Source organism: Streptomyces ipomoeae 91-03, from assembly GCF_000317595.1.
Taxonomy (GTDB): Bacteria; Actinomycetota; Actinomycetes; order Streptomycetales; family Streptomycetaceae; genus Streptomyces; species Streptomyces ipomoeae.
The window spans coordinates 1-25,025 of the sequence record NZ_AEJC01000428.1 but is presented as its reverse complement, the minus strand read 5'-3'; the positions used below and the strand labels follow the sequence as shown (position 1 = coordinate 25,025).

Annotated in this window: 23 protein-coding genes; 9 read left to right on the top strand and 14 right to left on the bottom strand. The window is 70.3% G+C overall.

What is annotated here, in order from left to right:
* The 6 genes from STRIP9103_RS50830 to STRIP9103_RS45590 form a co-directional block, all read left to right on the top strand.
* Window positions 1-820 (top strand): lantibiotic dehydratase (locus tag STRIP9103_RS50830; protein WP_234022327.1); only part of this gene is annotated, 820 nt, incomplete at its 5' end.
* Between the two features lie 12 nt (window positions 821-832).
* On the top strand, window positions 833-2,053 hold the full coding sequence (locus STRIP9103_RS50825) for a lantibiotic dehydratase family protein (protein ID WP_009326260.1): 1,221 nt from the start codon (window positions 833-835) through the stop codon (window positions 2,051-2,053).
* A complete protein-coding gene (locus STRIP9103_RS28485) occupies window positions 2,050-3,123 on the top strand; it encodes a lanthionine synthetase C family protein (RefSeq protein ID WP_009326267.1) in 1,074 nt (357 codons plus the stop codon). The genes STRIP9103_RS50825 and STRIP9103_RS28485 overlap by 4 nt, the downstream gene beginning before the upstream one ends.
* 47 nt (window positions 3,124-3,170) lie before the next feature.
* On the top strand, window positions 3,171-5,225 hold the full coding sequence (gene fxlM / locus STRIP9103_RS28480) for a methyltransferase, FxLD system (RefSeq protein ID WP_009326268.1): 2,055 nt from the start codon (window positions 3,171-3,173) through the stop codon (window positions 5,223-5,225).
* 67 nt (window positions 5,226-5,292) lie between these two features.
* A complete protein-coding gene (locus tag STRIP9103_RS28475; RefSeq protein ID WP_234022326.1) occupies window positions 5,293-6,354 on the top strand; it encodes a hypothetical protein in 1,062 nt (353 codons plus the stop codon).
* Window positions 6,355-6,487: 133 nt separating this feature from the next.
* On the top strand, window positions 6,488-6,865 hold the full coding sequence (locus STRIP9103_RS45590) for a DUF4158 domain-containing protein (protein ID WP_009326247.1): 378 nt from the start codon (window positions 6,488-6,490) through the stop codon (window positions 6,863-6,865).
* Between the two features lie 124 nt (window positions 6,866-6,989).
* Here STRIP9103_RS45590 and STRIP9103_RS50160 read toward each other — a convergent pair whose 3' ends face one another.
* Window positions 6,990-7,322: a PCC domain-containing protein gene (locus tag STRIP9103_RS50160; RefSeq protein ID WP_009326256.1), complete on the bottom strand. Its 333-nt coding sequence runs from the start codon at window positions 7,320-7,322 to the stop codon at window positions 6,990-6,992.
* Complete coding sequence (locus STRIP9103_RS28460; RefSeq protein ID WP_009326263.1) at window positions 7,319-7,600, bottom strand: hypothetical protein; 282 nt, start codon at window positions 7,598-7,600, stop codon at window positions 7,319-7,321. The genes STRIP9103_RS50160 and STRIP9103_RS28460 overlap by 4 nt, the downstream gene beginning before the upstream one ends.
* A gap of 120 nt (window positions 7,601-7,720) precedes the next feature.
* Between STRIP9103_RS28460 and STRIP9103_RS50155 the strand changes: the two genes are divergently transcribed.
* Window positions 7,721-7,930, top strand: a complete 210-nt coding sequence (locus STRIP9103_RS50155) for a hypothetical protein (RefSeq protein WP_078614075.1) — start codon at window positions 7,721-7,723, stop codon at window positions 7,928-7,930.
* 3 nt (window positions 7,931-7,933) lie between these two features.
* Here STRIP9103_RS50155 and STRIP9103_RS28450 read toward each other — a convergent pair whose 3' ends face one another.
* Together STRIP9103_RS28450 and STRIP9103_RS28445 are read right to left on the bottom strand one after the other, a co-directional pair.
* Window positions 7,934-8,176, bottom strand: a complete 243-nt coding sequence (locus STRIP9103_RS28450) for a DUF397 domain-containing protein (RefSeq protein WP_009326271.1) — start codon at window positions 8,174-8,176, stop codon at window positions 7,934-7,936.
* Window positions 8,173-9,021: a helix-turn-helix domain-containing protein gene (locus STRIP9103_RS28445; protein ID WP_009326262.1), complete on the bottom strand. Its 849-nt coding sequence runs from the start codon at window positions 9,019-9,021 to the stop codon at window positions 8,173-8,175. The genes STRIP9103_RS28450 and STRIP9103_RS28445 overlap by 4 nt, the downstream gene beginning before the upstream one ends.
* A 157-nt stretch (window positions 9,022-9,178) precedes the next feature.
* Here STRIP9103_RS28445 and STRIP9103_RS28440 point away from each other — a divergent pair, with 157 nt between their 5' ends.
* On the top strand, window positions 9,179-9,679 hold the full coding sequence (locus STRIP9103_RS28440) for an ATP-binding protein (RefSeq protein WP_009326261.1): 501 nt from the start codon (window positions 9,179-9,181) through the stop codon (window positions 9,677-9,679).
* 154 nt (window positions 9,680-9,833) lie between these two features.
* On the opposite strand, the gene STRIP9103_RS28435 is transcribed toward STRIP9103_RS28440, so the two are convergent.
* The 3 genes from STRIP9103_RS28435 to STRIP9103_RS28425 are packed head-to-tail and all read right to left on the bottom strand — an operon-like array spanning window position 9,834 to window position 13,960.
* Window positions 9,834-10,958: an ABC transporter ATP-binding protein gene (locus STRIP9103_RS28435; RefSeq protein ID WP_009326257.1), complete on the bottom strand. Its 1,125-nt coding sequence runs from the start codon at window positions 10,956-10,958 to the stop codon at window positions 9,834-9,836.
* Window positions 10,951-12,747, bottom strand: coding sequence for an ABC transporter permease (locus STRIP9103_RS28430; RefSeq protein ID WP_048821146.1), 1,797 nt, complete (start codon window positions 12,745-12,747; stop codon window positions 10,951-10,953). The genes STRIP9103_RS28435 and STRIP9103_RS28430 overlap by 8 nt, the downstream gene beginning before the upstream one ends.
* A 40-nt stretch (window positions 12,748-12,787) precedes the next feature.
* Window positions 12,788-13,960 carry an ABC transporter substrate-binding protein gene (locus STRIP9103_RS28425; RefSeq protein ID WP_009326250.1) on the bottom strand — a complete coding sequence of 391 codons (1,173 nt, stop codon included), beginning with the start codon at window positions 13,958-13,960 and terminating at the stop codon, window positions 12,788-12,790.
* A 194-nt stretch (window positions 13,961-14,154) separates the two neighbouring features.
* Between STRIP9103_RS28425 and STRIP9103_RS28420 the strand changes: the two genes are divergently transcribed.
* Window positions 14,155-14,751 carry a hypothetical protein gene (locus STRIP9103_RS28420; protein ID WP_009326270.1) on the top strand — a complete coding sequence of 199 codons (597 nt, stop codon included), beginning with the start codon at window positions 14,155-14,157 and terminating at the stop codon, window positions 14,749-14,751.
* Here the strand turns inward: STRIP9103_RS28420 and STRIP9103_RS28415 are convergent.
* From STRIP9103_RS28415 to STRIP9103_RS28385, 7 genes are all read right to left on the bottom strand, one after another.
* Window positions 14,711-16,162 carry a DUF6177 family protein gene (locus STRIP9103_RS28415; RefSeq protein WP_009326266.1) on the bottom strand — a complete coding sequence of 484 codons (1,452 nt, stop codon included), beginning with the start codon at window positions 16,160-16,162 and terminating at the stop codon, window positions 14,711-14,713. The two genes, STRIP9103_RS28420 and STRIP9103_RS28415, sit on opposite strands and share 41 nt — an antisense overlap.
* Window positions 16,159-20,241 (bottom strand): type VII secretion protein EccCa, encoded by a 4,083-nt coding sequence (gene eccCa, locus STRIP9103_RS28410; RefSeq protein ID WP_009326248.1) that lies wholly within the window; start codon window positions 20,239-20,241, stop codon window positions 16,159-16,161. The genes STRIP9103_RS28415 and eccCa overlap by 4 nt, the downstream gene beginning before the upstream one ends.
* A gap of 37 nt (window positions 20,242-20,278) precedes the next feature.
* A complete protein-coding gene (locus STRIP9103_RS49225) occupies window positions 20,279-21,184 on the bottom strand; it encodes a type VII secretion protein (RefSeq protein WP_234022324.1) in 906 nt (301 codons plus the stop codon).
* 1,053 nt (window positions 21,185-22,237) lie between these two features.
* Window positions 22,238-23,620, bottom strand: coding sequence for a type VII secretion integral membrane protein EccD (eccD, locus tag STRIP9103_RS28400; protein WP_048821143.1), 1,383 nt, complete (start codon window positions 23,618-23,620; stop codon window positions 22,238-22,240).
* A 16-nt stretch (window positions 23,621-23,636) separates the two neighbouring features.
* Window positions 23,637-24,014 carry a hypothetical protein gene (locus STRIP9103_RS52010; RefSeq protein ID WP_078614074.1) on the bottom strand — a complete coding sequence of 126 codons (378 nt, stop codon included), beginning with the start codon at window positions 24,012-24,014 and terminating at the stop codon, window positions 23,637-23,639.
* 42 nt (window positions 24,015-24,056) lie between these two features.
* Entirely contained in the window at window positions 24,057-24,368 is a 312-nt protein-coding gene (locus tag STRIP9103_RS28390) for a pore-forming ESAT-6 family protein (RefSeq protein WP_009326252.1), read from the bottom strand.
* A gap of 22 nt (window positions 24,369-24,390) precedes the next feature.
* Window positions 24,391-24,723, bottom strand: a complete 333-nt coding sequence (locus STRIP9103_RS28385) for a hypothetical protein (protein WP_048821142.1) — start codon at window positions 24,721-24,723, stop codon at window positions 24,391-24,393.
* Between the last annotated feature and the right edge of the window lie 302 nt (window positions 24,724-25,025).

The window sequence follows — 25,025 nt, the reverse complement described above, 5'->3', positions numbered from 1 at the left end:
CAAGAACGGAGGGGTTATGACGCGCTCCCGACACAGCCTGTACCAGGGTGCCGGCAAAGGGATGCTGCGCGCCGCGGTGAACCGCACCGGGCCGGACATGCCGCCCTGGCCGGGCCCCACCGCGCTGCTCGGACACTGGCGTTCATGGCTGGCCCAGGTGTGGGCCGACGACACCTTCCGGCAAGCCGTCTCCAGCGCCAGCCCGGACCTTTCTCGCCAGGTCCAGTCAATCCTGGACGGGCGGTCGCCGAAGGTCCGCCGGGCGCGACGGGCGGTACTGGCCACCGCCCGGTACGCGATCAGGTACACACGCCGCGCCGCACCGTTCGGGCTGTTCGCCGGTGTCGCGCTTTTCGAGTTCGGCGAGACAGCCGAGGTGCGAGTCGGGGTCCGACACCAGGTTGTTGGCCGACCGGACCCGGTGGCACTGGACGCGGCGATCAGCGACTGGGAGGCCGACGGCGCACGGATGTCCGAGATGGAGGTCTGCGTCAACAATCTGCACAGGCAGGAGGGCGGGCGCGTCTACGTTCCGTCCGAGGGCGCTTCGGAATTCTCACTCGCCCTGGTGCCCGCGGTCGCGTTGGTGCTTGACGCGGCCCGCTCGCCGATCCGGTACTCGGCGCTAGCGGACAAGCTCGCCGCCGAGTTCCCGAACACGGCCGAGCACCAGCGGGTCGGCATGCTTGCGCAACTCCTGCGGGTGCGGCTGCTGCGGTCCTCGCTGCGTGCGCCCGCCACGTTCGTCGATCCAACCGTCCCCCTGCCGCCCGCTCTGCGTGAGGACGCCCAGAACCACTCGACGGCGCCGGATCTGTGACTGGACGCCACGATGCGGTTACCGGAGGCGGTCCTGACGGAGGCGGAGACTGCTGCGACGGTTCTGACCCGGCTCTCCATGCATCCGACGGGGACACCGGCATGGCGCCGCTACATCGAGCAGTTCGCCGACCGCTACGGCGAGGGCGTCGAGGTGGCGTTGGGGCTGGTGACTGATCCTGAGCAGGGCTTGGGATATCCCGAGGGGTTCGGCCAGGTGTCCGAGCCTCCCCGCCCGATGACCCGGCGAGACCGGCTGCTGCTGGAGCTGGCCGGTACCGCGGCTGTCGAGGGCCGCCGGGAAGTAGCGCTGTCCGGCTCAATGATCGAGGAGCTGGAGGCCGCCGCGGGTAAGCCCGTAGTCACCCCGCCCCATCTCGAACTGTGCGCGCAGGTCCAGTCCGGCTCGATGCGGGCCCTGGAACGCGGGGACTTCCGTCTTCGAGTGTCCACCGTTTCCCGCGCGGCCGGCTCGTTTGCCGGCCGGTTCTGGCACCTGTTCCCGGAGGCCGGCGCGACGTATGCCGATCTGCCCGCGGTCGAGCCCGGCGCAGAGCTGGCCCAGTTGTCCTTCCACGCCAGCCGTGTCCGTGCTGATCTGCTCACTCGGGCCCCGCAGGTACTGCCCCGGGTCGTCAGCGTCGGGGAGTTCCGGCACCGCGGTACGGGAGTGCTGTTCCCGTCAGATCTGGCCGTGGGATTCCGCGACGGCCGCCTGTACCTCACCGAGGCCGCCACCCACAGGCGCCTCGAACTGCTCGCCCCGACCGCGATCAACTTCGTATGGAACAACCACACCCCTCCCCTGGCCCGGTTCCTGGCTGAGATCAGCCGGGCCACAGCGCCACAGGTCACATTTTTCGACTGGGGTGCCGCCTGGACGTTGCCGTTCACGCCGACGCTGCACTACCGGCGGTCGATCCTGACGGCTGCACGGTGGAGGCTGCGCGCCCGGGATCTCCCCGGCCGCGCCGCGTCACTGGACGAATGGGCCGAGCAACTGCACGCCTGGAGAAGCCGGTTCCGCGTGCCGAACCTCGTGCTTGTGTCCGATGACGACCAGCATCTGCCGCTCGATCTGCGCCAGGACATGCCTCTGGACCTGTTGCGTGCCCACCTCGACGCCAGCCGGACCGGGGTCGTAACCCTGTTCGACGCACCGCCCGAGGACGCCGACGGATGGATCGGCGGCCGTGCCCACAACGCCGTCATCCCGCTGAAGGCGCGCTCATGACCGCGTCGGCAACCGTGCCCAGGACACAGGATCTCTCCGAAGGCGTACTCGGGACAGCGCTGCTACCCATCGAGCGCGGTGACCTAGCCGCAGCGCGAGATGCTCTGGTCCAGGCGGTAGCGGGCGGCGTCAGCGGCGGCGGCAACGCGTCGTTGTACCACGGCGCCCCGGCGCTGGAGTTCGTGCTGAGCCGGGCCGGACGCTCCGAGCGTGCCGTCTGCGACGCTGTCGACCGCGTCGTGGCCGCTCGACTGGCCGCAGCACGCCGACGACAGGCCGCGGGGACGCTGCCGCATCTCGCGGAATTCGACCTCATCCGGGGTTTAGCCGGCCTGGGCGCGCTGCTGCTGGCCCGCGGCCCGGTCTCACCGCTGCTGGAGGAGGTTCTGGCCTATCTGGTCTCCCTGTCACGGCCCGTCCGCGTAGACGGCCGGGAGCTACCGGGCTGGTGGTCAGCGGTTGGCCCCGGCGACGAGGAGATGGACGGCGGACATGGCAACAACGGCGTCGCACATGGCATCGCCGGTGTACTGGCAGCGGTATCCCTCGCCGCGCTCCGCAGCGCCCAGGTGCCGGGCCAGCACGACGCCATCGAGGTGTTCGCGCGCTGGCTGGACACGTACGGCTGCTGCTACTGGACCACCCGCGACCAACTGACAGCCCCCGAGCCACCCGCGTCAGAACCCGCGCGTCCGTCCTGGTGCTACGGCCGGCTCGGCATCGCCCGCACCCAGCAGCTCGCCGCGCTCGCCCTGAGCGACCCGGCCCGCCGGCTCGCGGCAGAGGACACCGTCGTACACACACTCACCGACCCGAGCAGCCTCGGCCGGATCACCGACGCCTCGCTGTGCCACGGCTGGGCCGGTCTGCTGACCGTGGCCCGCGCCGTCGCCGACGACAGCCCCACGCCCCACCGGTTCACACCGGTGATCGAAGACCTGACCAAGCGCCTGGCCGCTGACCTGGACCGGCTTCCCAAGCCCGGATTCCTGGAAGGCCGGGCTGGTGCGCAACTGGCACTGGACGGCACGAACACCACGGCCTGGACCAGTGCCCTGCTGATCACCTGACCGCCCGCTGTCTGAATCACGCCCCACCGATAGGAGTGCCCACGACTGTGGACGTCGATGACGAAGCCCTTCCGATCACCACCGAGACGGACTGGTGGCACGCCCGCGTGTCGTTCCCTGGCGGTGCCGGGGTGAGCCCAGAGGCCGCTCAGGCACTGTCGTCCGGACTGGGCGAACAGCGGTTCCACTTCCTGCGCAAGGAGGGGGGACTGCGGCTGCGCACCGAGCACCGCGCGGCCGGCCTGTTGGATCGCCTCGTCGCCGATGGGCTGGCCAGCGGCTGGTGCGTCGGCATCTATGAGCCGGAGCCCGAAGCGTTCGGCGGCCCCGAGGGGATGAACGTCGCACACGACGTGTTCTGCGCGGACAGCCGTGCCGCTCTGGTCGAGACCGGCCGCCCGGGTGCCAGGGAGCGCAGTGTCCTGCTGCTCTCCACCATGATCCGGTCGGCTGGCCTGGACCCCTTCGAGGCCGGCGACGTCTGGGCGAAGATCGGCGCGCTGCGGCCACCCGTTACCCCGCCTACCGGCGCTGCGCTCGACCGGGCAGTCACGGCCATGCGGCGTCTGATGAACGCGGATGCGGCCCGGCGGACGGACGCCGAGCCCGACTGGGTCGACCGTGTCGCCGCGTTCGAGGACGCCGGGCGCCGGCTGAGGCGGCTGGCCTCCGACGGACGGCTGACGCGGGGCCTGCGGGCGGTGCTCGCCCATCACGCGATCTTCGCTTTCAACCGCGCTGGAGTGTCTGCCGTCGAGCAGGCCGCTACCGCGTGGCTTGGTTGTCAAGTTGCCTTCCCCGAAAGGGGCGCAGCCGACGTGCCTACCCACAAGTCCACTTCCCAGGACCCTAACCTGACACCAATGGAGACCATCCTGAATTCCGTCACCGACCCCGCCGAACTGCGCGAAGCGCTCGTGAACCGCCTCACCGAAAGCGGTCACCTGCACACTCCCGAGGTCATCGCCGCCTTCCGGGCCACCGAGCGCCATCAGTTCCTCCCTGGCGTCAACCTTCAGACCGCGTACCTCAACGACGCCGTGCCCATCAAGCACGACGAGACCGGCGAGATGATCTCCTGCATCTCCGCACCCAATATCGTCGCCACCCAACTGGAACAGATGGGCGCCAAGCCCGGACACAAGATCCTGGAAGCCGGGGCGGCGACTGGTTACAACGCGGCCCTGCTCGGAGCACTCGTGGCCCCCGGAGGCCACGTGTGGACCGTGGACGTCGACCAGGACCTCATCGACGGCGCCCAGAAGAACCTCGCGCAGGCCGGGGCCACGAACGTGACCGCGCTGCTGGGCGACGGCGCGACTGGCCTCCCCGAGCACGCTCCTTTCGACCGCATTCAGTTCACCGTCGGTGCCGGCGACGTTCCGACGAAGATTCTTGACCAGCTCGCCCCGGGCGGACGCCTGATCCTCCCGATGCGTATCCGCGGCAGCATCTCGCGGTCCTTCGCCTTCGAGCGGGACGGTGCCACCTGGAAGACAGTCTCCTGCGAGATGGCCACCTTCGTGCCCCTGCGCAAGGGCGTCTGCGACGACATCTACACCCTCGTTCGTCATGAGGGGGAGGGCAACGTCCGCCTGGAGACCTTCAGCGAGCAGGAGGTGGACCGCGAGGCGATGCGCACCGTCCTGGACCAGCCGCAGGCCACGGTCTACACCGACGTGAAGTTCCGCAAGGGCTCCCCCTGGGAGTGGCTGTACCTGTACCTGGCGTCGGTGCTGCCCAACGGCCTGTCCCGCATGCCCGGTGAACGCCCCGGCTTCAACCCGCACTTCGGCTGGGGCTCCATGGCCGCGCTCGACGGTGACACCCTGGCCTACCTGACCGTGCGTGAAGGCGAGGACCAGCAGGGCAAGTTCTGGCAGATCGGCGTCATCGGGCATGGCTCGCACGCCGACGAACTCGCCGACGAGGTCGCGACTGAGATCGGCGAGTGGAACGACGGCTGGGGCAACGACGCGCCGGAGCCGGTATTCCGCATGGCCGTCGGCGATGCTCGCGCTCAACTGACCGCTGCCGAACCGCGCTTCGTCATCGACAAGATGTACAGCCGTCTCGTCGTTGACTGGCCGCGCAAGGGCTGAGCCGATGATCCCCTCGATAGCCAGCCGCATCCCGCTGGTCCGCCGAGCCAAGAAGCCGGCGCTCCCGTTGGACGAACGCATCACTCTTCTTGACCGGCTGGCTGTCGAGCCCGCTGGTGCGAGCCACCGCGATCTGGTGGCCCGCGCCTGCGGGGTCCTCAACTACGCCGCGCTGATCGCCTCCGACGTCGGGATGCCCGGCCTCGCGGCTGACCTGTCCTGGAGGCAGCACCGAGTGTTCGCCGAAGCCGGGAACCTCTCGGGGGACATCGCCGTGATATCGCTCATGCCTCTGATCAACATCTCCCGGCTGCTGACCCGCGAGGGCGACGGCGAAGCCGCCTACGACGTACTCACGCAGTTGTACCGAGCCGCACAGAAGCGCGGCACGGCCGAAGTCCGCGGCCACACCGTCGATCTGTCGATGTTGATCGATACCGATGCAGACCACCGGAAGATTTGCCAGGAGCTGTGGGTCACCGTGCTCGTGGACGGTGCCAGGGCCCTGGCACGGATCGGCCGCTGGACGGAAGCCGCGGAAGCCATGACCGCGCACCGCGGAGTCGGCAACCGCCTCCTCGACGGACGCCAAATCCAGATCATGTCGCTGATGGAACGCGGCCTCGACCAGCAGGCCCGCGACACCATCGAGGCGACCGCCCCCAAGGAACCGTGGGAGAACACCGTCGCGGCCTTCCTGCGTATCCACTGTCGGCCCGCGGCCGACCCCATGCCAGAGGCGGAGCTGGACCTTGCCCTACAGGGGGCGTTCGCGCTGATCACGTCGCCCGATCCCGAGATCACGGCATTCCAGGCCCGAGTGGGACTGACCGCGCTTGAACTGGTCCCTGACCACACCAGCCCCCACGCCGCACGCCTACGCGACGTCCTCGCCGTCGTGGCCGGCCGCGACGCCTACGCTGCCCGCGAAGTCCTGGACCACCACGCGACGCGCCCCCACCTGACCGACGAGCAGAGAGAGAATCTCGACGTTCTACTCACCACATCAGGGCTCGGCGCAGGCAACCTCCCGCAAGCCCACATGCATGCCCTCACCGAAGCCGTCGACAAAGCCGAAGCTGCGCTCCGCGAACTTCTGAACGGGCAAGAAGGCCCTGCTCTCGTATAGCTGCCGCCACCCGACAAGTAGCTCTCTGTAGCAAATCAGGGGTGCACTTGTCTGCGTTTTCGATCTTCCCGTCCCCTTCCCCCCGGCCGCGCGGTCACCGTGGTCATGTCATGACGACGGGAAGGAGGCCGGGGTGCGGCAGGAGTGGGAGCCGGAGGACCTGATCGAGGTCTGGACGCTGCTCGAAGACGACATGAAGCGGCTGCGGAACAAGTCCGGCGCGAACCGGCTGGGGTTCGCTCTGCTACTGAAGTTCTTCGAGGTGGAGGCCCGTTTCCCGGAGAGCGCCGGGGAGATCCCGGAGCCGGTGGTGTCGTACGTGGCCCAGCAGGTGAAGGTGCCGGCCGAGGAGTGGGCGTCGTACGACTGGGCGGGGCGGGCGATCACGCGGCACCGGTCGGAGACCCGGGCCGCGTACAAGTTCCGCGAGTCGAGCCGCTCTTGTCCTTGTGCATGCTGGTGCCCAGCACCCAGATGTCTGCCACGGGTTCCCCTCCCTGAAGTTCGGTGATCATCCGTCGCTTCCATCCTCACCGATGGCTCCGGCACACGGCCGCGTACGGGTCGGCCCCGACGGCGCCCCACGGGGGGAGGGCGGCGCCGGGGCCGGGCACGGGGACCTGACGCGGGGTGGGTCAGGTGACGGGGATGACGTAGGCGCGGGCGAAGTGGGTGCCGATGTGCGCTTCGTGGAGGTGTCCGGCGATGGCGCGGTCGCCTTCGACGCCCATGACGACGTGGAGGTGGACGAAGCCGTTGCGGATCTCGCCGGTGCCGGTCATCTCGCCGGGCAGGTCGTACTTGGTGATGGTGTCCTTGAGCGCGTCGCCTTCGGGCATGGTCGAGACGGTGAAGGAGTCCGCGGCCCCGATCAGGGAGACGATCGCGCCGTCGGTGATGCCGGCCTCGGCGGCCTGGCGGTTCAGCTCGTCGACGAGCTCGCCGGAGGGGACTTCAAAGACGATCATGCGGGACTCCGTCCGATCATGGGGCTCAGCTCCCGCAGCATGACCGAGGAGCACCAGCGGGCGCCAGCATCCCGGGGGTTGAGGGCTTCCCCCGCGAAGCGGGTGGCGAGGAAGTCCGCCCGGTGGGCGTACGCGGCGGGCTGGGAGGCGATCCGGCCGGCGGTCGTCCAGTCCACGGCGCAGACCCGGGAGGTCACGGCCGTCAGGTAGAGGCGGCGGACCTCCTCGTCGTGGGCCAGGACGCGGGCGACCTGGTCGGCCTGCCCCTGTCCGGGCACCTTGGCGAGGATGCCCGCGGCGTTGACGCGCAGGATCGGTACGTCGCCGTCCAGCGTCCACCGGCGCAGGTTCGCCGTGGCGGCCTTGTCCTGGCGTTCGTCCTCTACGTCCTCGACCTCATGGGCCTGGCGTACGCCCGCTCGCTGGACGGGTTCTGGTACGTCGCGATGCGGTTCCTCTGCGGCATCGGGGGGTTGGTCGTCCTGGGCTTCCTGTCGATCGCCAGGAAGACGCTCTACGCGACGGGTTTGGTCTACTGGCCCGTCGTACTGGCCTCGTTCACCGGTCTGGCGCTGCTCCTGAACGAGTTCTTCCCGATCCTTGGCTGAGGGTCAGCCCCGGGCGGCGTACGGGAGGAAGCCGGTCCAGGCGGTGGGGGAGAGGGTGAGGGTGGGGCCGGTGGTGTTCTTGGAGTCACGGATGTGGATGGTGTGGGGGCAGGGGGCTACTTCGACGCAGTCGTCGCCACTGCTGTAGCTGGACTTGTGCCAGGAGAGGGCGACCTCGACGCAGTCGTCGCCGGATGCGCTGCTGTAGCTGCTTTTGAACCAGGCCAGTTCGGTGGTGGCGCTCATAGATCCCCTCGCATCCGCTGCAACAGGCTCAAGGAGTCCCGGATAGAAAGAGCCTGCGAACGCATCCTGACATACCGCTGCTTAAGGGCGCTGACCACTTTCACGTCGGAGATCAGCTGACCGCTTTCCTGACCCTCGTTGTAGGCGAACCACCTGCTCTCGGCGGTTTCACACAAGCGGATCGGCCCGTGCAACCCGGAGTGTGACTCCTGCACCAGTGGCATGACCTGGATGTCGACGTTCCGGAGTCCGGAGATCTGCAGTACGTGGTCGATGAGCCCTCGTGTGACTGCCGCCCCTCCCGTGCGCCGCAGGAACAAGTGCTCTTCGAGGATGAAGCTGAAGGCGGTGTTCGCGCGGTCCCTGAGCAGCCCCTGTCGCTTGGCGCGGGCAGCCCACCGTTGCTCGATCTGTTCGTCGTCCATGGGCGGCAATTGATCGGCGGACATGGCCCGCAAGTACTCCTCGGTCTGCAACAGCCCTGGAATCATGCGGCACTCGTACGTGTAGAGCGTGATCGCCCCCGCCTCCAGCCGCGCCCACTTCCTGAACCAAGCCGCCAACCCAGGCTGCCGCCCCAGATGCTGTCCCGCCGCGATCAACGCCCCCGTGCCCCCCAGCGCCCGATCCACCCCCTCCACCAACGCCATGTCCGGCATCCGGCGGCCCTGCTCCACCGACGCCACCATGTGCTTGGAGTAGCCGATGAGGTCGGCCAATTCCTCCCGGCTCAACCCCGCGTGCTCGCGCAGCGCCTGGACCATCGCCCCGAACGTCCGCAGACTGTCGGAGGACTCCGGTTCGTTGCCCCCGCCCATCCCCGCCGTGTCACTGTCGGCCCCCATCGGCCACCTCCCGCGCACCCGCCCGCCGAACCACACCGTTCAACGCCCATGGTCACGGCACGTCACGAGTACTGTCCAGCGAGTAACCGCGTACGCTGCGCGAGCGTACGCGGTGTAACGGTGGCCAAACCGCTCCGGCGGTGGCCAGATTGGCGGCATGACCGCACCACCCGCCGCTCAACACTCCCTCACGCCACCGGCGTTCACGCAACGCTTCAGCTCGACCCCGCTCGGCGCCCGTCTCGCCAGACACCTGACCCTGAACCAGCTGCACGCCTGGGGCATCCCGTACGGCTCGGAGGCGTCCGAGAAGGCGGCCGTGGTGGTGGCGGAGCTGTCGGCGAACGCGGTGACGCACGGCCGCGTCCCGGGCCGGGACTTCGAGCTACGGCTCTCCCTCCCCACCGGCTCACTCCGTATCGAGGTCACCGACACCCGCGCCGAACGAGTGCCGCCCGGCCCCGGCGCCGTACCCACGCCCGGTCTTCTCGACGACTCGGGGCGCGGTCTGACCCTCGTCGACGCGCTCGCCGACCGCTGGGAGGTTCAGGACCGCGATCCGCCCGGCAAGACCGTACTGGTCGAGATCGACCTGCCCGGCTGGCTGTCGCTGATCAGGCGGCTTCCGGATCGCAGACCTCTGAAGAGACGCAGCTAGCGAGCAGCCCCTCAGACCCGGAACCCGTTCATGAGTGTCCCCGGGAGGGCCGGGGGAGGCGGCCCTCCCGGGGACCGGGGAGGGGGCAACAGACAGTTGTCGCTCGGAAGCTGTTGTCGTTGGGAGGCTGCTGTCGCTGGGAGGCCGGAGACTGTTACTTCGCGACCGTCAGCAAGTCCCGCTGCTCCTCCGGCAGTTCGACCTTGTCGGCGTAGAGCAGCGCCTGCGACGGGTCGAAGACCAGGGCCACCTCGCCCGCCAGGCCCCCGTTGCCGCTCAGCACCTGCACCACCTGGTCGCCGAGGCGGACGTCGTACTCGTACCGGGAGCCGACGTAGGAGCTGGTGATGACCTGGGTGCTGAGCTTGTTCACGCCGGTCGCCGACCCTACCGCCGCCACCTCCAACCGCTCGGGACGGACCGCCACCGTGACCGAGTCGTCGACCACGACCGGCCGTTCGCTGTCGACCCGCACCACGTCCCCGCTCGCGTCGAGGCGGACGCTGTGCCGGTTGCCGTCCTGGCCGACGACCTTGCCGGTGAGGAAGTTGCAGCGGCCGACGAAGGCGGCCACGGCCGGAGCCGCCGGGCGTTCGTAGATCTCGTGCGGCGTGCCGATCTGGATCATGTTGCCGCCCTCCATCACGGCGATACGGTCGCTCAGCGCCAGGGCTTCCTCCTGGTCGTGGGTGACGTACACCGTCGTGATGCCCAGCTCCTCCTGGAGCCGCTTGAGCCAGGCCCGCGCCTGCTCGCGCAGCTTGGCGTCGAGGTTGGAGAGGGGCTCGTCGAGCAGGAGCACGGTCGGCGAGTACACCAACGCCCGTGCCAGCGCCACGCGTTGCTGCTGGCCGCCCGACAACTGGTGCGGATAGCGGCCGCTCAGGGCGGCGAGGCCCACCTTGTCCAGGGCGTCGTGGATCAGCGTCTTCTGCTTGTCCTTCGGCACCTTGCGGATGTTGAGCGGCAGGGCCAGGTTCTTCGCGATGGTCATGTGCGGCCAGAGGGCGTACGACTGGAAGACCATGCCCAGGTTGCGTTCCTCGGGCGGGAGGAACACCCCCGCCCCGGCGTCCACGAACGGCTTGCCGCCCACCGAGATCGAGCCCTCCGTCGGCTGCTCCAGGCCCGCGATGCAGTTCAGCGTCGTCGACTTGCCGCAGCCGCTCGCGCCCAGCAGCGTGAAGAACTCGCCGTCCTTGATGGTGAAGGTGACGTCGCGCAGGACGGAGTTGTCGCCGAAGGTCTTGGCGAGGTTCTTGACGATGACCTCAGGCATGGTGCTTTCCCTTCATGAGCAGTCCAGCGAGTGCGACGAAGACCGCGGTGATGCCGATCTGGAGGGTGGCCAGCGCGGCGACGGACCCGGCCCTGCCCTGCGTCCAGAGACTGAGCATGGTGGTGCCGAGGATGTTGTTGTCGGCCGAGCTGAGGAAGACGGCCGGGGAGTACTCCTTGAGCATGATCACGAAGGTGAGGACCAGCGCTCCGGCGAACGCCGGTGTGATCAGGGCCCGCAGGACCCGGAAGAAGGTCATCAGCCAGTCGGCGCCGGAGACCCGGGCCGCGTTGTCCAGCTCACCGCCGATCTGCATGATCGCCGGGGCCACCGAGCCGAACGCGCTGGGCAGGGCCCGCATGCCGAAGGCGATGATGACGGCGTAGACCGTGCCCTGGAGCACGGAGCCCATTCCGAAGGGGGCGAGCGCGAAGGCCCAGAAGAAGCCGATGCCGATGATGATGCCGGGGAGGGACTGGGGGATCAGGGCCAGGTACTCCACCGCCCGGCCCCAGCGGAAGGTGGAGCGGCGGGCCACCATCACCGCGAAGACGGCGAGGGCGCTGACCGTCACCGAGCCGACACCGGCCACGATCAGGCTGTTCCACAGCGACTGCACGTAGTTGTCGGAGTCGAAGACGATCTCGTAGTTCTTCGTCGTCACCGTCTTGAACGGCGACTGCAGCGGGGTGAAGACGAGCGTGAAGGACCGCATCACCAGGCCGGCGATCGGCACCAGGGCGCCGACGATCACGTAGAACCAGATGCACGCGATGCTCACCCACTTCAGCCAGCCCAGGTCCAGCTTGCGGGGGCGGGTCACCTTGCCGCGTACGGACACGAACCGGGCCGCGTCCTTGAGGAGCTTCGCCTGTACGGCGACCAGGCTCAGCGTGACCACGAGAATGACCGTGGAGGCGGCGCCCAGCATGGTGTAGTCGGGGTCCACGGACTGAAGTCCGTTGTGGTAGAGGAAGGTCGAGAACACGTCGATGTTGACCGGCTGGCCGTACAGCAGCGGCACACTCAGCGTCTCGATGGAGACGGAGAAGACGAGGATCGCGCTGTAGACGATCGGCGGACGCAGCAGCGGCACGATCACCTGGGCGAGGATCCGGAAGGGACCCGCGCCGCAGACCTGGGCGGCCGACTCCAAAGACGCGTCCGACTGCCTGAGCGCGTTGGCGCAGAAGACGTACGCGATCGGCGCGAGCGCCACGGCCTCCGTGAGCGCCATGCCGGGGATCGAGTACAGGTTCCACGGCACGCCGCCGAAGAGCTGCTGCACCTTGACGCTGACGAACCCGGCCGGGCCGTACATGATGATCCAGCCGAAGCCCAGGATCAGCGACGAGATGAAGAACGGCCACTGCATCGCCAGCGCGACCAGCCGGCTGCCCGGCAGCTTCGTCCGCACCACCACGATGGCCATCGGGATGGCGATCGCCAGACTGAGGACGGTGGTCAGCGACGCGAACAGCAGGGTGTTGAGGGCGACTTCACCGAAGCCGGCCTCGGTGAAGAGGTCGGTGTAGCCACTGAGGGTGAAGGCGCCGCCCGCCTCGTAGAGCGGGCGGTTGCGGATGCTCTGGAAGAGGGTCGGGACGATCGGGGCCAGCACCAGCACGGCGAGGAACGCCAGTACCGCGTACTGGACGACCGTGTCCCGTCCGATACCGAGGGGCCGGCGGTAGCGCGGCGGCCGGAAGGTCTCCGCGTCCGTCCCCGTGGCGCTCCCCGGCTGCTGGTCCGCCGGTCTGCGGGGTGGTCCGGTCAAGGAAGTCGACATCTGTTCTGGCTCCGATCGTCCCTGTTGCCGCGTCCCGCCGTTACTTGCGGAGTCCGTCGAAGCGCTGGAGCCAGGCGTCGGCGTCGTTCTTCGCGACCGGCTCGTACTTGACGTGGATGATGTTCTCCTCGCCGACCGCGTCGACGACCTCCTGGTAGGTGTGCAGGCCTTCGCCCTTCACCCCTTCGCGGTACGAGGCCAGACCGCCCTCGGCGACCGCGCGCTGGCCCTCCTCCGACAGGGCGAAGTCCAGGAAGAGCTTGGACGTCGCCGGGTGCGGGGCCTCGGCGGAGATGCCGATGCCGCGCGGCAGGACCACGGTGCCGTCCTTCGGGAAGACGATCTTCACCAGCCCGGCGCTGTCCTCGACCACCGGGTACGCGGGCGAGGCGCTGATGAGGAAGCCGGCCGTGTACTCACCGGCGACGATCTTCTCCAACTGGGTGCCGGAGGAGGTCTCCGGGCGGGTCAGCGGAAGGATCTTCTTCAGGTCGTCCCACGCCTCCGGGTTGCCCTCGGTGAGCGCACGCGTGACCGTGAAGCCGAACGAACCCTCCGGGTCGCGGACGGTCACCTTGTTCTTGTACTTGTCCTCGTCCGAGGTCACGATCTTCGCGAAGTCCGTCAGACTGGTCGGCGGCTTCTCCATCAGCGACGTGTTGTACGCGATGGTCATCGGGTCCTGCGACATGGAGTACACGCTCGGCAGCAGCTCCGCGCTCTCTCCCAGCTCGGACAGCTCCGGCGACTTGTACTCCAGGACCGTGTCCTTGCGACCGGAGAAGTCCGCCCACGCCGTCGCCGCGCTGGAGATCAGCACGTCCGCGGGGGAGGAGCCGGCCGCGTTCTCGGAAAGGGTCTTCTGGAACAGCTCGTCGCTGTCCAGCTCGTTGACGGAGACGGTCTTGATGAAGTCGTACTTCTTCTTGAAGTCCCGGACGATGGGCGCCATGTTCTCGTCGCCGAGGTTGGAGTAGACGGTGAGCTTGCCGCCCTCCTTCTTCGCCGCCTCGACGATGTCCGAGTAGTCCGCCGGGTAGTAGTCCGGCACCTGGCCCGCCGAGATCTTGTTCTCCGCCACCTTCGGCTCGTCGTCACCACCACCACAGGCGGCCAGAGTGCCGAGCGCGAGCGTCGCGGCGATCGCCGCCGCGAGGGGGCGCCGGGCGGGGCGCACTGCTACTGCGATACCGAAGTGGCTGGATCTTGCCATGGTTCTCCTCCTGGCGCGTGCCTGCCGGCAGCTGTTGCCGGGAGGTTAGAGACCCAGGTCAGGCCGGTAAATCCTTCAACCGTCAGAGCTCTTACTGCTCGTATTGGTCGTTGTGTTCGTGACGCGAGTCACCCCGGCTGAGGAGCGGTGATGGCTGGGAATGATCGTCTTTGCCGGAGCGGGAGAATGGGCCCATGGACGTCCCCAAACTGCTGGAAGCCGCCTCCCTGTTGGTCCCGGAGGACATCGCCACCGGGAACGACATCACCGTGCGGGACGTCTGGTCGTACCTCGTCCACGACGAATGGGAGACCGCCCTCACGCTGCTGGAAGAGCTCGGCGACAGCGCCCCGCTTCCGCTCGACTTCTGGGAAGCCCTCGCCGACGCCGCCGAGCAGTTGCGGCTCCCGAACAGCGCGGCCTGGTGCGACTGGCGCTGCTACGAGGCCCGCCACGGGGTCATCCGGGCCGACCTCACCCTCCGGCCGGCCGGGGAGACCCGGCGGCAGAAGCCCTTCTCCGGCGCCGGGGTCCTGCGGCCCATGTGGGACATCGGCAACCGCACCCCGGACGGGGAACCGAGCCTCGACATCGCTCGCGTCTGGGTGGAGTTCACGCCCTTCCTCGGGCCCGGCGAGCGAGCCACCGTCCGGCTCGCGCCCCTCGACCCCTCGCGGTGGCGGAATCTACGGCCGGGCCAGGAGATCGCCATGTACGAGGACCGGGACGTGGCCGGAACGGCGGTCGTGATCACGTCCTCCGTGTCGTCGCCGACCGCAGATGCGCCGTGAGCTGCTGCAACCGCCCCCATGCCTCGGCGTCCTCCGCCTCACCCAGCGGGAAGTGCAGCGCCGGGCGGGCCGGCGCGCCGAGGGACACCGGGCGTACGTCCACCGGCGGTCGGCGGGCGTGGTCGGCGCCGATCGCGTGTACGTCCTCCGGGCCGAGCGTGAAGGCGTACGGGATCGGCGGGCCCTCCAGCCGGGGGGCGGTCGTCAGGTCGGGGCGGGAGCGGCGGACGGAGACGAGCATCGTCTTCAGGGAGTGGCCCGTTACCAGGGCTTCCGCCAGCGGCTGGATACGGTCCAGAGGCAGCTCCTCGTCGGCGCCGTATCCGATCGTCAGGACCACGTCCTCCTCGACCCCCTTCGTCGTACGGCTCACCCGGACCGTCGCGATGGCCGGGCGCTCGGGGCCGCCGACCACGATCAGGTGTGAGGGCTCGGGGACGCGTTCACGGGCGAGGTCGGTCAACTGGCGTGGCGACCAAGGGAGGTTGACCGGCTCGGCCGTACCCCAGCCGCCGGGTACCGACCCCGTCAGCGTCTCCCAGGCCGTTTCCAGTGCCCGGCCCAGCAGCAGCCCCTCGTCCGCCTGGTGGACCGTACGGAAGGCGACGATCAGCTGTCGGCCGAGAGGGGTCTCCGGCGCGCGTGCGAACGCCGTCGCCACCGTGGCCCTGGCACCCGTCTTGCCGTCCGCCTTGTCATCCTCCCCGCCGTCCGCCTCGCCGACCTCCGTGAGCGCGGGCTGGAACGCCCCGTCCTGCCAGCGCAGCACCGCCCCCGAGAGGCCGTCGTAGTAGCCGCGGTCGGGGTCCTGGACCACCCAGCGGTTCGGGATGCGGGCGAGGGTCGTACGGGTGGGCGCGGTCAGGCGGACGTGGGGCGGGGTGACGATCTGGAGGGCCCGCCGGGAGGCCGCGGCCGTACGCATGATCTCGGCGAGCCAGGTGGTGAGGGCGACGACAGGGCGGTCGATCAACACCACGGCGACCTTGTCCGTCACGACGTCCACCGCCGGTTGTCCCGCCCCCGCCGACGGTACGGCGGACACGTCCACCACCTTCGTGCTCGCCGCTCCCGGCGGCCACGTCACCCCGCCCAGCAGCGCGTTGAGCCGGCCGCACACCACTCCCGCCAGCTTCTCCGCCTCGGGGACGGCCGTGGACGCGCGGGCCTCCGTCCACCAGTACGGCGTCTCCACGGCCTGCCCGAGCAGCCGTTCCGCCTCGCCGGGGACCTGCACCAGCAGCGGCGACTCGACCGACACCAGCGGGCGCCCACCGGGACCGTGCAGTTGTACGACCGCCCCATCGGCCGCCGCCGACATGTCCAGGTCGGAGCCGCCTGCGTACAGGCTCGCCATGAGCGCCCAGACGTTGGGCATCTGCGGGGTGAGGGCGATGACGTCCTTGGTCACGGAGAGAGTCCTTGAGAGAGTCCTTGAGAGGGGCCTTGAGAGAGGCCTTGAGTGTTTCCTTCGGGCGCCACTGCCGTCTGGATCAGCTGGTGCGCCCGGCCCCGGCGGACCAGCGTCCCCCGCCCCGCCGGCTGCGCGGAGGCGTACACACCAGGGAACAGCTGGCCCTCGCTGCGCTCACCGGTCATCAGCAGGGCCGCCGTGCCGGTCTCGCGGAGGGCCTGGAGCAGCGGCTCGTACATGGCCCGCGAGGAGCCCGCCACCCGTCGTGTGATGACGAAGTGCAGGCCGATGTCCTGGGCCGACGAGACATACGGCAGGAAGGGCGCGAGAGGCTGCTGACCGGCCGTCGTCAGGATGTCGTAGTCGTCGACCAGGATCACGATCCGCGGGCCCTCGAAGGACGGCTCGTCGGTGACGGCGTCCGGGTCGGCCGTCTCCGGCATCCGCTTCTCCAGCTCGGTCGCGATGCCCGACGCCAGTGCCGCCGCGAGCTTGGCGTTGTGCGCGTAACCGCCCCGGTACGGCTCGGGGATCACGCCCCGCAGCCCGCGCCGGGGGTCGAAGACACCGAAGACCAGCTCCTCGTCCGAGTACCGCTCGACGAGCCGCGCGGCTATCAGCTTCAGCAGGTTCGTCTTGCCGCACTCGTTGTCGCCCAGGATCAGCAGATGCTGGTCCGAGCCGAAGAGATCGAGGAGGACGGGCGCGAGGGCGTCCTGGTCCACGCCGATGGGCACCCGCTGCGGCTCGGCGACCAGGGACGGCAGCTGGGCCGCGGGCATCCGGGTCGGCAACACCCGCACCGGGGCGGCCAGTTCACCGTGCCAGGTGGAGCGGATCGTACGGGCCGCGTCGTCCAGCGCGGGACCGAGGTCGCCGGTCGACGGGCGACCGTCGATGCGGGGGAGGGCCGTCTGCGCGAACAGCTTGCCGTCGGTCAGGACACGGCCCGGTGTGTCGGCGGACAGCGTCTCGGAGAGCTTTCTGTCCACGCTCGAATCGCTCGGGTCGTTGAGCCGCAGCTCGATCCGTTTCCCGAACATCGACTGCGTGGCGATCCGGACGTCGTTCCAGCGGAGCATGCCGCCGACGACGTGGATGCCGTAACCGCCGCCCCGCTTGAGCAGGTCCACCACCGTGTCGTCGAGCTCGGCGAACTCGTCGCGCAGCGCGCCGAATCCGTCGATGAGGAGGACGATGTCGGTGGAGCCCAGCTCGCGCAGCTTGCCTTGCCCGCGCAGCTGCCGCAGCTGGTCGACGGAGTCGATGCCGTGCTCACGGAACAGCTCCTCACGCTCGATGAGCATGGTCCGCACCTCGGCGACCGTACGCGCGGCCCGCTCCCGGTCGGCCCGGCCCGCGATCCCGCCGACGTGCGGCAGCCCGGACAGCGCCGAGAGGCCGCCACCGACCAGGTCAAGGCCGTAGATGGCGACTTCGGCGGGTGTGTGGGTGGTCGCCAGCGACAGCGCGAGCGTCCGCAGCAGCGTCGTCTTGCCGGACTGCGGGCCGCCGATCACCGCCACGTGCCCGCCCGCGACCGTCAGATCCAGCACCCAGCGGCCCTGCCACTGCTTCGCCGGATCGTCCAGCACACCCAGCGGCACCCGCAAGGGGCCTTCCCGGTGGGCGAGGCGCAGCCCCCGCTCGTCCACCCGCACCGGACCGGCCGCCGCGTCCAGTGTGATCGCGTCCGGCAGCGGCGGCAGCCAGATCCGGCGCACCGGCCGTGCGGCGGAGGCGAGTTGGTCGACCATCACCGACATCACGGTCGGCCCGGTCTCCCGCTTGGTCGCCTTCGGCTCCTCCGGCGCGTCCTTGGTGGGCGCGCCGACGCCGAGCGTGTTGTACGTCGGGTACGGCCACGCGAGCGGCGTGTCGTCCTCCTGCGCGGCGAGCGCGGGCCCCCGGTAGGCGCCGGAGACGTACCCCGCCTTGAACCGCTCGTACGTCGACGTGTCCACCTTCAGATAGCCGAAGCCCGGCAGCGGCGGCAGATGGAAGGCGTCGGTCGTGTCGAGGACGGTCCGTGACTCGTCGGCGGAGAAGGTCCGCAGCCCGAGCCGGTACGAGAGGTAGGTGTCCAGGCCCTTGAGCTTGCCGCCCTCGATGCGCTGGCTGGACAGCAGCAGATGCACGCCGATCGAGCGGCCGATGCGTCCGATGGACAGGAACAGGTCGATGAAGTCCGGCTTGGCGGTGAGGAGTTCACCGAACTCGTCGATGACGACGAAGAGATGCGGGAGCGGTTCGAGGTCCGGGCGCCGGGTCGCGCGCAGCGCCGCGTAGTGCCCGATGTCGGCCGAGTTCCCCGCGTCCTTGAGCACCTGCTGCCGCCGCTTGACCTCACCCGCGAGGCTGGAGTGCACCCGCTCGACGAGTCCCGCCTGGTTCTCCAGGTTGGTGATCACACCGGCCACGTGCGGGAGTCGGGTGAAGGGCGCGAAGGTGGCGCCGCCCTTGTAGTCGACGAGCACGAGCGCGAGTTCCTCGGGGGAGTGGGTGGCGGCCAGCGCCAGCACGAGCGTGCGCAGCAGCTCGCTCTTGCCGGACCCGGTGGCGCCGACGCACAGCCCGTGCGGGCCCATGCCCAGCTCGGAGGACTCCTTGAGGTCCAGCAGTACCGGGTCATGACGGTCCGTCAAGCCAATGGGTACGCGCAGGAACTCACGCTCACCGCGCGGCGCCCACAGCCGGGCCAGGTCCAGCGCGGCCGGGTCGTCGATGCCGAGCAGCCCCGGGAAGTCGACCGGCCCGGTGACCGGGGTGCCCTCGGCGGCCGACTCGGCGGACAGGCGCAGCGGTGCGAGCAGCCGGGCGATGCCTTCGGCACCGGCGGCGGTGACCTCGTCGGGGGTGCCGTGCGCGGTCGGGACGGCGAGGGCCCCGCCGGCCGGTTGTGCCGGGGGCTGCGCTTGCGCCTGCGGGTCGCGGAGGTCTTCCACGACGACCTGGTCGCCCCGCACGGTGATCCGCACCGACACCTGGTCGGGCTCGTGCACCTGCTCCGCCAGCAGATGCAGGACGGTGACCCCCATGTCGTCGAGGCCGACCGCCGTGTCGGGGCGGGGCAGTTCGGTGGCCGTCTCCCCGTACTCGTCGCTCACGACCAGCATGCGCGAGGCCAGCTTCAGGGCGTTCCGGTCGGCGAGCCCCCGGCGCACCTCCGCCGCGTACGAGGCCCGTCGCCCCAGCTCATGGCGGAAGTGCCGGGCCAGCTGCGGCAGGCTCGGCGCGATCCGGCGGGCCGCCACCGGGCCGTCGTGCTCCTGGCCGTCCAGCACATGCGGCAGCCACTTGGCCCACTCCCAGTCGCCCAGCCGCTCGCCGGGCACCCCGAGCGCCACGGCGACGTCGTCCGGGGCGTGTGTGACGGCGACCTGGACGAGCAGCGCCCTGGCGACCCGGAGTACGCCCTCGCGGTCACCCACCACACTCACGTTGCCCGCGCGGTCCAACGGCACCGTGATCGGGCAGTCGTTGGCCACCGAGTAACGGGCCAGCAGGGCGCGGGCCTCGTTCAGCATGAACGGGTCCGGCGGTGTCAGCACCCCGCCCTGGTTCTGCCCGATCGCCAGCTCCGCCATGGGCACGTCACCCGTGCCGACCCGCACCCGCAGGAAGTCCGGGTCCCGCCGCCGGCGCTCCCAGAGCCGCGCCGGGTCGCGTACGAGGTCGTACAGCGCCTCCGGCGGCGGATTGAGCACCCGCGCCAGCTGCCGCCGCTCGCGCTCCTCCCGCCCGAACTCCTCGCGCAGCTCCTCCAGATACTCCAGATACCGCTCCCGCTGTGTACGCCGGGTGCGCTGCGCCTTGCCGCGCTGCGACAGGAAGAGGGCCACCGCTCCGAACAGCGCGCAGACCAGCACGATCGCGCCGAGCGCCGCGAACTGGCTGTTCCGGATCACGGTCATCATCACGACCGACCCCATGACCCCGGCCATCGGCAGCAAGCTGGTGGCCGCGCTGCCCGCCTTGCCCTCCGGGAGGTTGGGCGGCGGCTCGATGGTGCGCGGCTGGGGCGGGCCGAGCGGCCGGGTACTGCGTGCCGGGCGATGAATCAACTGCTGGGTCACGGACGGACCCCTTCTCGACCTCGGTTCCGCGGGGCGTTCATCGCATCCTCACCGCCCGGTTCATCGCCTCCGCCGCCAGCGTGACGGCCGCGTCTCGGGTGGCCTCGCCCAGGAGCGCGGTGCGGATGGGGCCGCCCTGGGCGAGGTGGCGGTCGTAGGGGACCGTGACGACGTGGACGCCGGACTCCTTCAGGTGCGCGACCGCCGTCTTGCGGTCCAGCGTGACATCGGGCGAGTTGGCGGTCAGCGCGACGACGGTCGAGGTGAGCGCCGAGTGCGGCAACTGACCGAGCCAGTCCAGGACCTGACGGGTGCCGTTGACGCCCTCGGCGGTCATCGGCGCGACGACCACGCGCGCGTGGGCGGTGTCCATGGCGGTACGGGCCACTTCACCCGGCAGGGTCTCGCAGTCGATCACGGTCACCGCGAAGTAGCGCCGCAGCGCGAGGGTCACCGTGCGGTACGTACGGATGTCCAGCGGAGCCCCGACCCGCCCCTGGCTCGCGGGCAGCAACCAGCCCCCGTCCGACACCGGCACCAAGTACCCGGTGACATCGGTGAGTTGCATCGCCGGGTTCAGGATCCGGGCGAGATCGGCCGCCGCCCACCGCACCGAGTCGGCCCCCATCCGCACCGGCAACGTACCCAGCGCGGCGTCCGCCTCCAGGGTGAGCACGGGGTCGTGCCGGTAGTGGTTCAAGGTCCGCCCCAGCAACGCGGCGATGGTCGACTTCCCGACCCCACCCCGGATCGACGTCACCGCGATCACCCGCCCGGTCGTCACCGGCTGCTGCAACTCCCGAGCGATCCGCGTCTCCTCAGCGACGTCCTGCGCGGCCGACGCCCCCAACTTCCGGATGGACCGCCCCGCACGCCGAGCAACCGAGTCCCCGTGCTGCGGCCGACCGAGCGCATGAGCGAGCCGGGGGTCGATGGTGGGCACCGACTCGGGGGTATGGCCGGGCGCCTGAGGCACACGGGAGCCGCGGGGCGCGGGAGAGGCGCTGGGGGCGGGGCCGGGGTCGCCGGAGCGAGCGGGTTGACCAGGGTGAGCCGGTCGGCCGGGTTCGGCAGAAGCGCCCGGCGGCTGCGCGGCGGCCTGGGGGAGCCCTACGCGGGGGTCACCGGGGGCAGGGTACGCGGCCGACTGCGCGACGGGCATGTGCTGTACGGGCGGCTGTGCGGCGGGCGCGTTCTGAACCGGCGCCGACACGACGGGCCGGGCGCCGGGTGTGGTCTCGACGGGTGGCTGTACAGCGGGCGGGGTCTCTTCCGACGGCGGCGCGACGGACGCAGGCTGTACGGGGCGCTCCGTGACGGGCTGCGCCGGTGGCTGTGCCATGGGTGTGGTCTCGATGGGTGGCTGTGCAGCGGGCGGGATCTCTTCCGGCGTCGGCACGGCGGGCGTAGCCCGTACGGGTCGCTCGGCGCCGGGCTGCGCTGGCGGCTGTGCGACGGGCGTGTTTTCGACGGGCGGTTGCACAGTGGGCGTGGTCTCGATGGATGGCTGTGCAGCGGGCGGGATCTCTTCCGGCGTCGGCACGGCGGGCGTAGCCCGTACGGGTCGCTCGGCGCCGGGCTGCGCCGGTGGCTGTGCCACGGGCGCAGGGCGCAGCGGCGCAGGCTCTACAGGCACCGGCCGCACCGGACCCGGTACGGGCCGCACCGGCTCGCCTCCCGCAGTCCTGTCCGACTCGCCCCGCTCTGCCGCAGCCCCCGAAGGCTCGGCCGTAGGCACCGACCGCACCAACCTCAGCGTCGGCTCCGCCCGCCGGGCAGGAGCTTCGGCCGCCCCGGCCCCACCGGCGGCCCCAGCCGCACCGTCCGCCCTACCCGAACCCGACAAACGGGACGAATCCGAACCCGCCTCCGCCGACCCCGACCCCGACCCGGTGGTCCCGGGAGCGCTCTCCGCCCCAGCCCCCTCCCGGCCGAGCTCGCGCAGCACATCCCGCTGCCAGTCGCCTGCTTGCTGCGCCATGTCGGCCCCCAACTCCTACGCGAAGGTGTCGAGCAGTCGCCCGTACACGCCGAACACCCCGATGAGGAGCGGGAACAGGGTGATGACGCCGATGGACTCAAGGGTGTCGCCGAGGCGCCGGAGCCGTACCCGTACATGCTCGGCGGGCTGTACGGCGAGGACGAGCAGCGGCAGGACGGCGAGCAGGACGAGGGCGGCGAGCGGGCCGGCCGCGTCGCCGGAGTGCTCCTGCCAGACCGAGACGAGCCGCACGGCGAGCAGCGCCGCCGCACCGAGCAGCACCACGACCTCGGCGACCAGCGGGAACGCCCGGGCGCGCAACGCGAGGACGACCATGGTGACGACGGCCAGCACCACGGTCCACTGGGTGGGCGCGCGCAGCGCGAACACCCCGGCCACCGCTGCCGAGACGGCCATGGTGACCGTCGCGAGCGCCAGCCCCCGGTGCGTGGCGGTGAGCGCGGCGGCCACCTGGTACCGGCTCACCGAGGCCCCACCGGAGCGCCGGTCGTCGAGCCCGGAGAGACCCGACGCCATCAGCGCGAGCCGGGGCAACAGCCCGAGCACGATCACGGAGACCACGGCGAGTACCGCTCCGACGCGGGCCTGTTCGTCCACCGGCGACGGCCCCGACACAAGCGCGGCGACCCCCAACCAGCACACCACGGTGGCCGCCAGCGCCCCGGCCCCGACCAGCCCGCCGCGTCCCAGCGGCGTGAACAGTCCGAGCAGTACGAGGGCGACGACCCCGGCCGCCGCGATGGCCGCGACCCGCGCCGTACCGGACCAGCCCTGGGCGTCGGCGAGCGTCGAGGCACCGAGGAGGCCCAGCGCACCGGCCGTCGCGATCGACGCCGTGGCCAGCCCCCGCTTCCCGGCCCGCCCCAGCAACGCGCCCGCCGAAGCGGCCACCAAGGCGACGGCGAGCAGCACACCCGCGACGACCCCCGTCTCGTAGGCGCCCCGCGCGAACACCCCGGCGGCCACCGCCCAGCCGACCGTGGCGGCCCCGGCCGTGACACGGCGCGCGGCGGGACGCCAGCGCCAGCCGCGTGCGTCGAGGTCTTCGGCGGTCTCGTCCGTCACGTCGTGCACGACGGGCGCCGACGGCGCGTCCTCGGCGCGCACCAGCCGCAGCACGGCGCCGTCCGGAACCCCGGCCGACTCCAGCGTGCTGTCATGGGCCAGCGCGGAACCGTCCGCCGTGACCAGATGCCGCAACTCGGGCCGTCCGCCGACCCGGTCGTCGAGCAGTCGCATGACCTCGGGCAGCAGCAGCCCGACCGGCTCCCGCGACGGGAGCACCAGGTCGACGCGCCGCCGCTCGCCCACCAGCGTGACCCGGCTGAGCGCCGTACGCACACCGTCCGTCGTCTGCCCCAGAGCCCCCGTAGACATCACGCGATCGAACCTATCACCGGGTAGAAGTGCTGGTAGATGAGCTGTTGGGCGACCCGGAGGAGCCCCCCGCCGAACTCTGCGCCGGACTGGCCGAAGGCGTCACGGAAGGTGTCCCGGACGACGTCGCGGAAGGCGTCGCGGAAGGTGTCACGGACGGCTGCACCGAACTCCCGTACGGGCTCTTCCCCATGATGCGGTTCGACACGAAAGACCACCCCACACATCCCGCGCACAAGACCGCCGCGATCACGATCCCGGCGAACATCTTCCCGATCCGCTCGTCCACCGAACGCCGTTGCCGCCCGGTGCCGAACAGCAGGGCGTCCCGCAGCCGTCGACGCCGCACCGACACCGACTCCAGCAACTGGCTGTCGTAATCCTGCGCTGCCACCGCTACGGGACCCCACCCACCTGTTCGCCGGCCGACTCGCCGTCAGCCGATCTGGTCCACCGCCGCACGGGCCTTGGCCAGCGTGGACTGGGCGGTGCCGTCGTTCTGCTCCAGCGTCGTGCGCACCAGCCGGATGATCTCGCGGACCTCGCCCGCGGCCTTCTTCCAGCGCTCTTCCTTGCCGTGGTAGTCGTCGGAGACCCCGTCGGCCTGGAAGTCGGTCATCGCGGCCTTGACCGCGGCGTCGCGGTCACTGAGCACCCGCTCCAACTGGCCCACGATCACACCGAGCGAGGTCTGCACCTCACCCGAGGCACCGGTGTCGTACGAACGGCGGTCCTGGTTCTGACCCATGGTGAATCCCCCTTGTCGCTGCTTATCGGGCGCCGAAGCGGGCCGCGTCGAAGTTGGCCAGGCCCATGTTCTGGTTGGCGTTGTCCTGGGACTCCACGTCACCGGTGCCGAACGCGTTGTCCATGCCCGACTGACCGCCCAGGATCGCGGCGAGCGAGCTGTTCAGATCGGCGGTGATCTCGTCCGCGCGGTTCTTGAACGAGTCGAACGCGAGTTTGCCCGCGCCGTTGAACTTGCCCTCCAGCGGCTCCGCCGCGCTGATCAGCAACTGAATGAGCGTCCCCAGGTCGTCACTCGACCCCAGTGTGCTCTTCCCGAGGTCCGCCAGAGTCGTCGACCCCATGTCGAACTTCACGTCGTGTCCACCCCCGTGTGTCTGGGTCACCTACGTTCTCGTCATGCTCCCCGACAACGCGTTGCACCCGCAACGCGGTTCCCCGCGAAGTGACGTGATCGGGACAAAACCCGGACGGCCCTGTGGTGCCGGCGGTCGATCCCGGCGTTCCCGGCTGTCCCGGCTGTCCCGGTGGTCCCAAAAAACTTTCCGGAGGCCGTGCAACCCTTCCCGCCACCTGTGGGTCGTACGGGGCGTCGGAACTTCTCGGAGGGGGATCTGGGGGATCGCGGGGGTTCTGACACGGAGGGGAAACCCGAGGG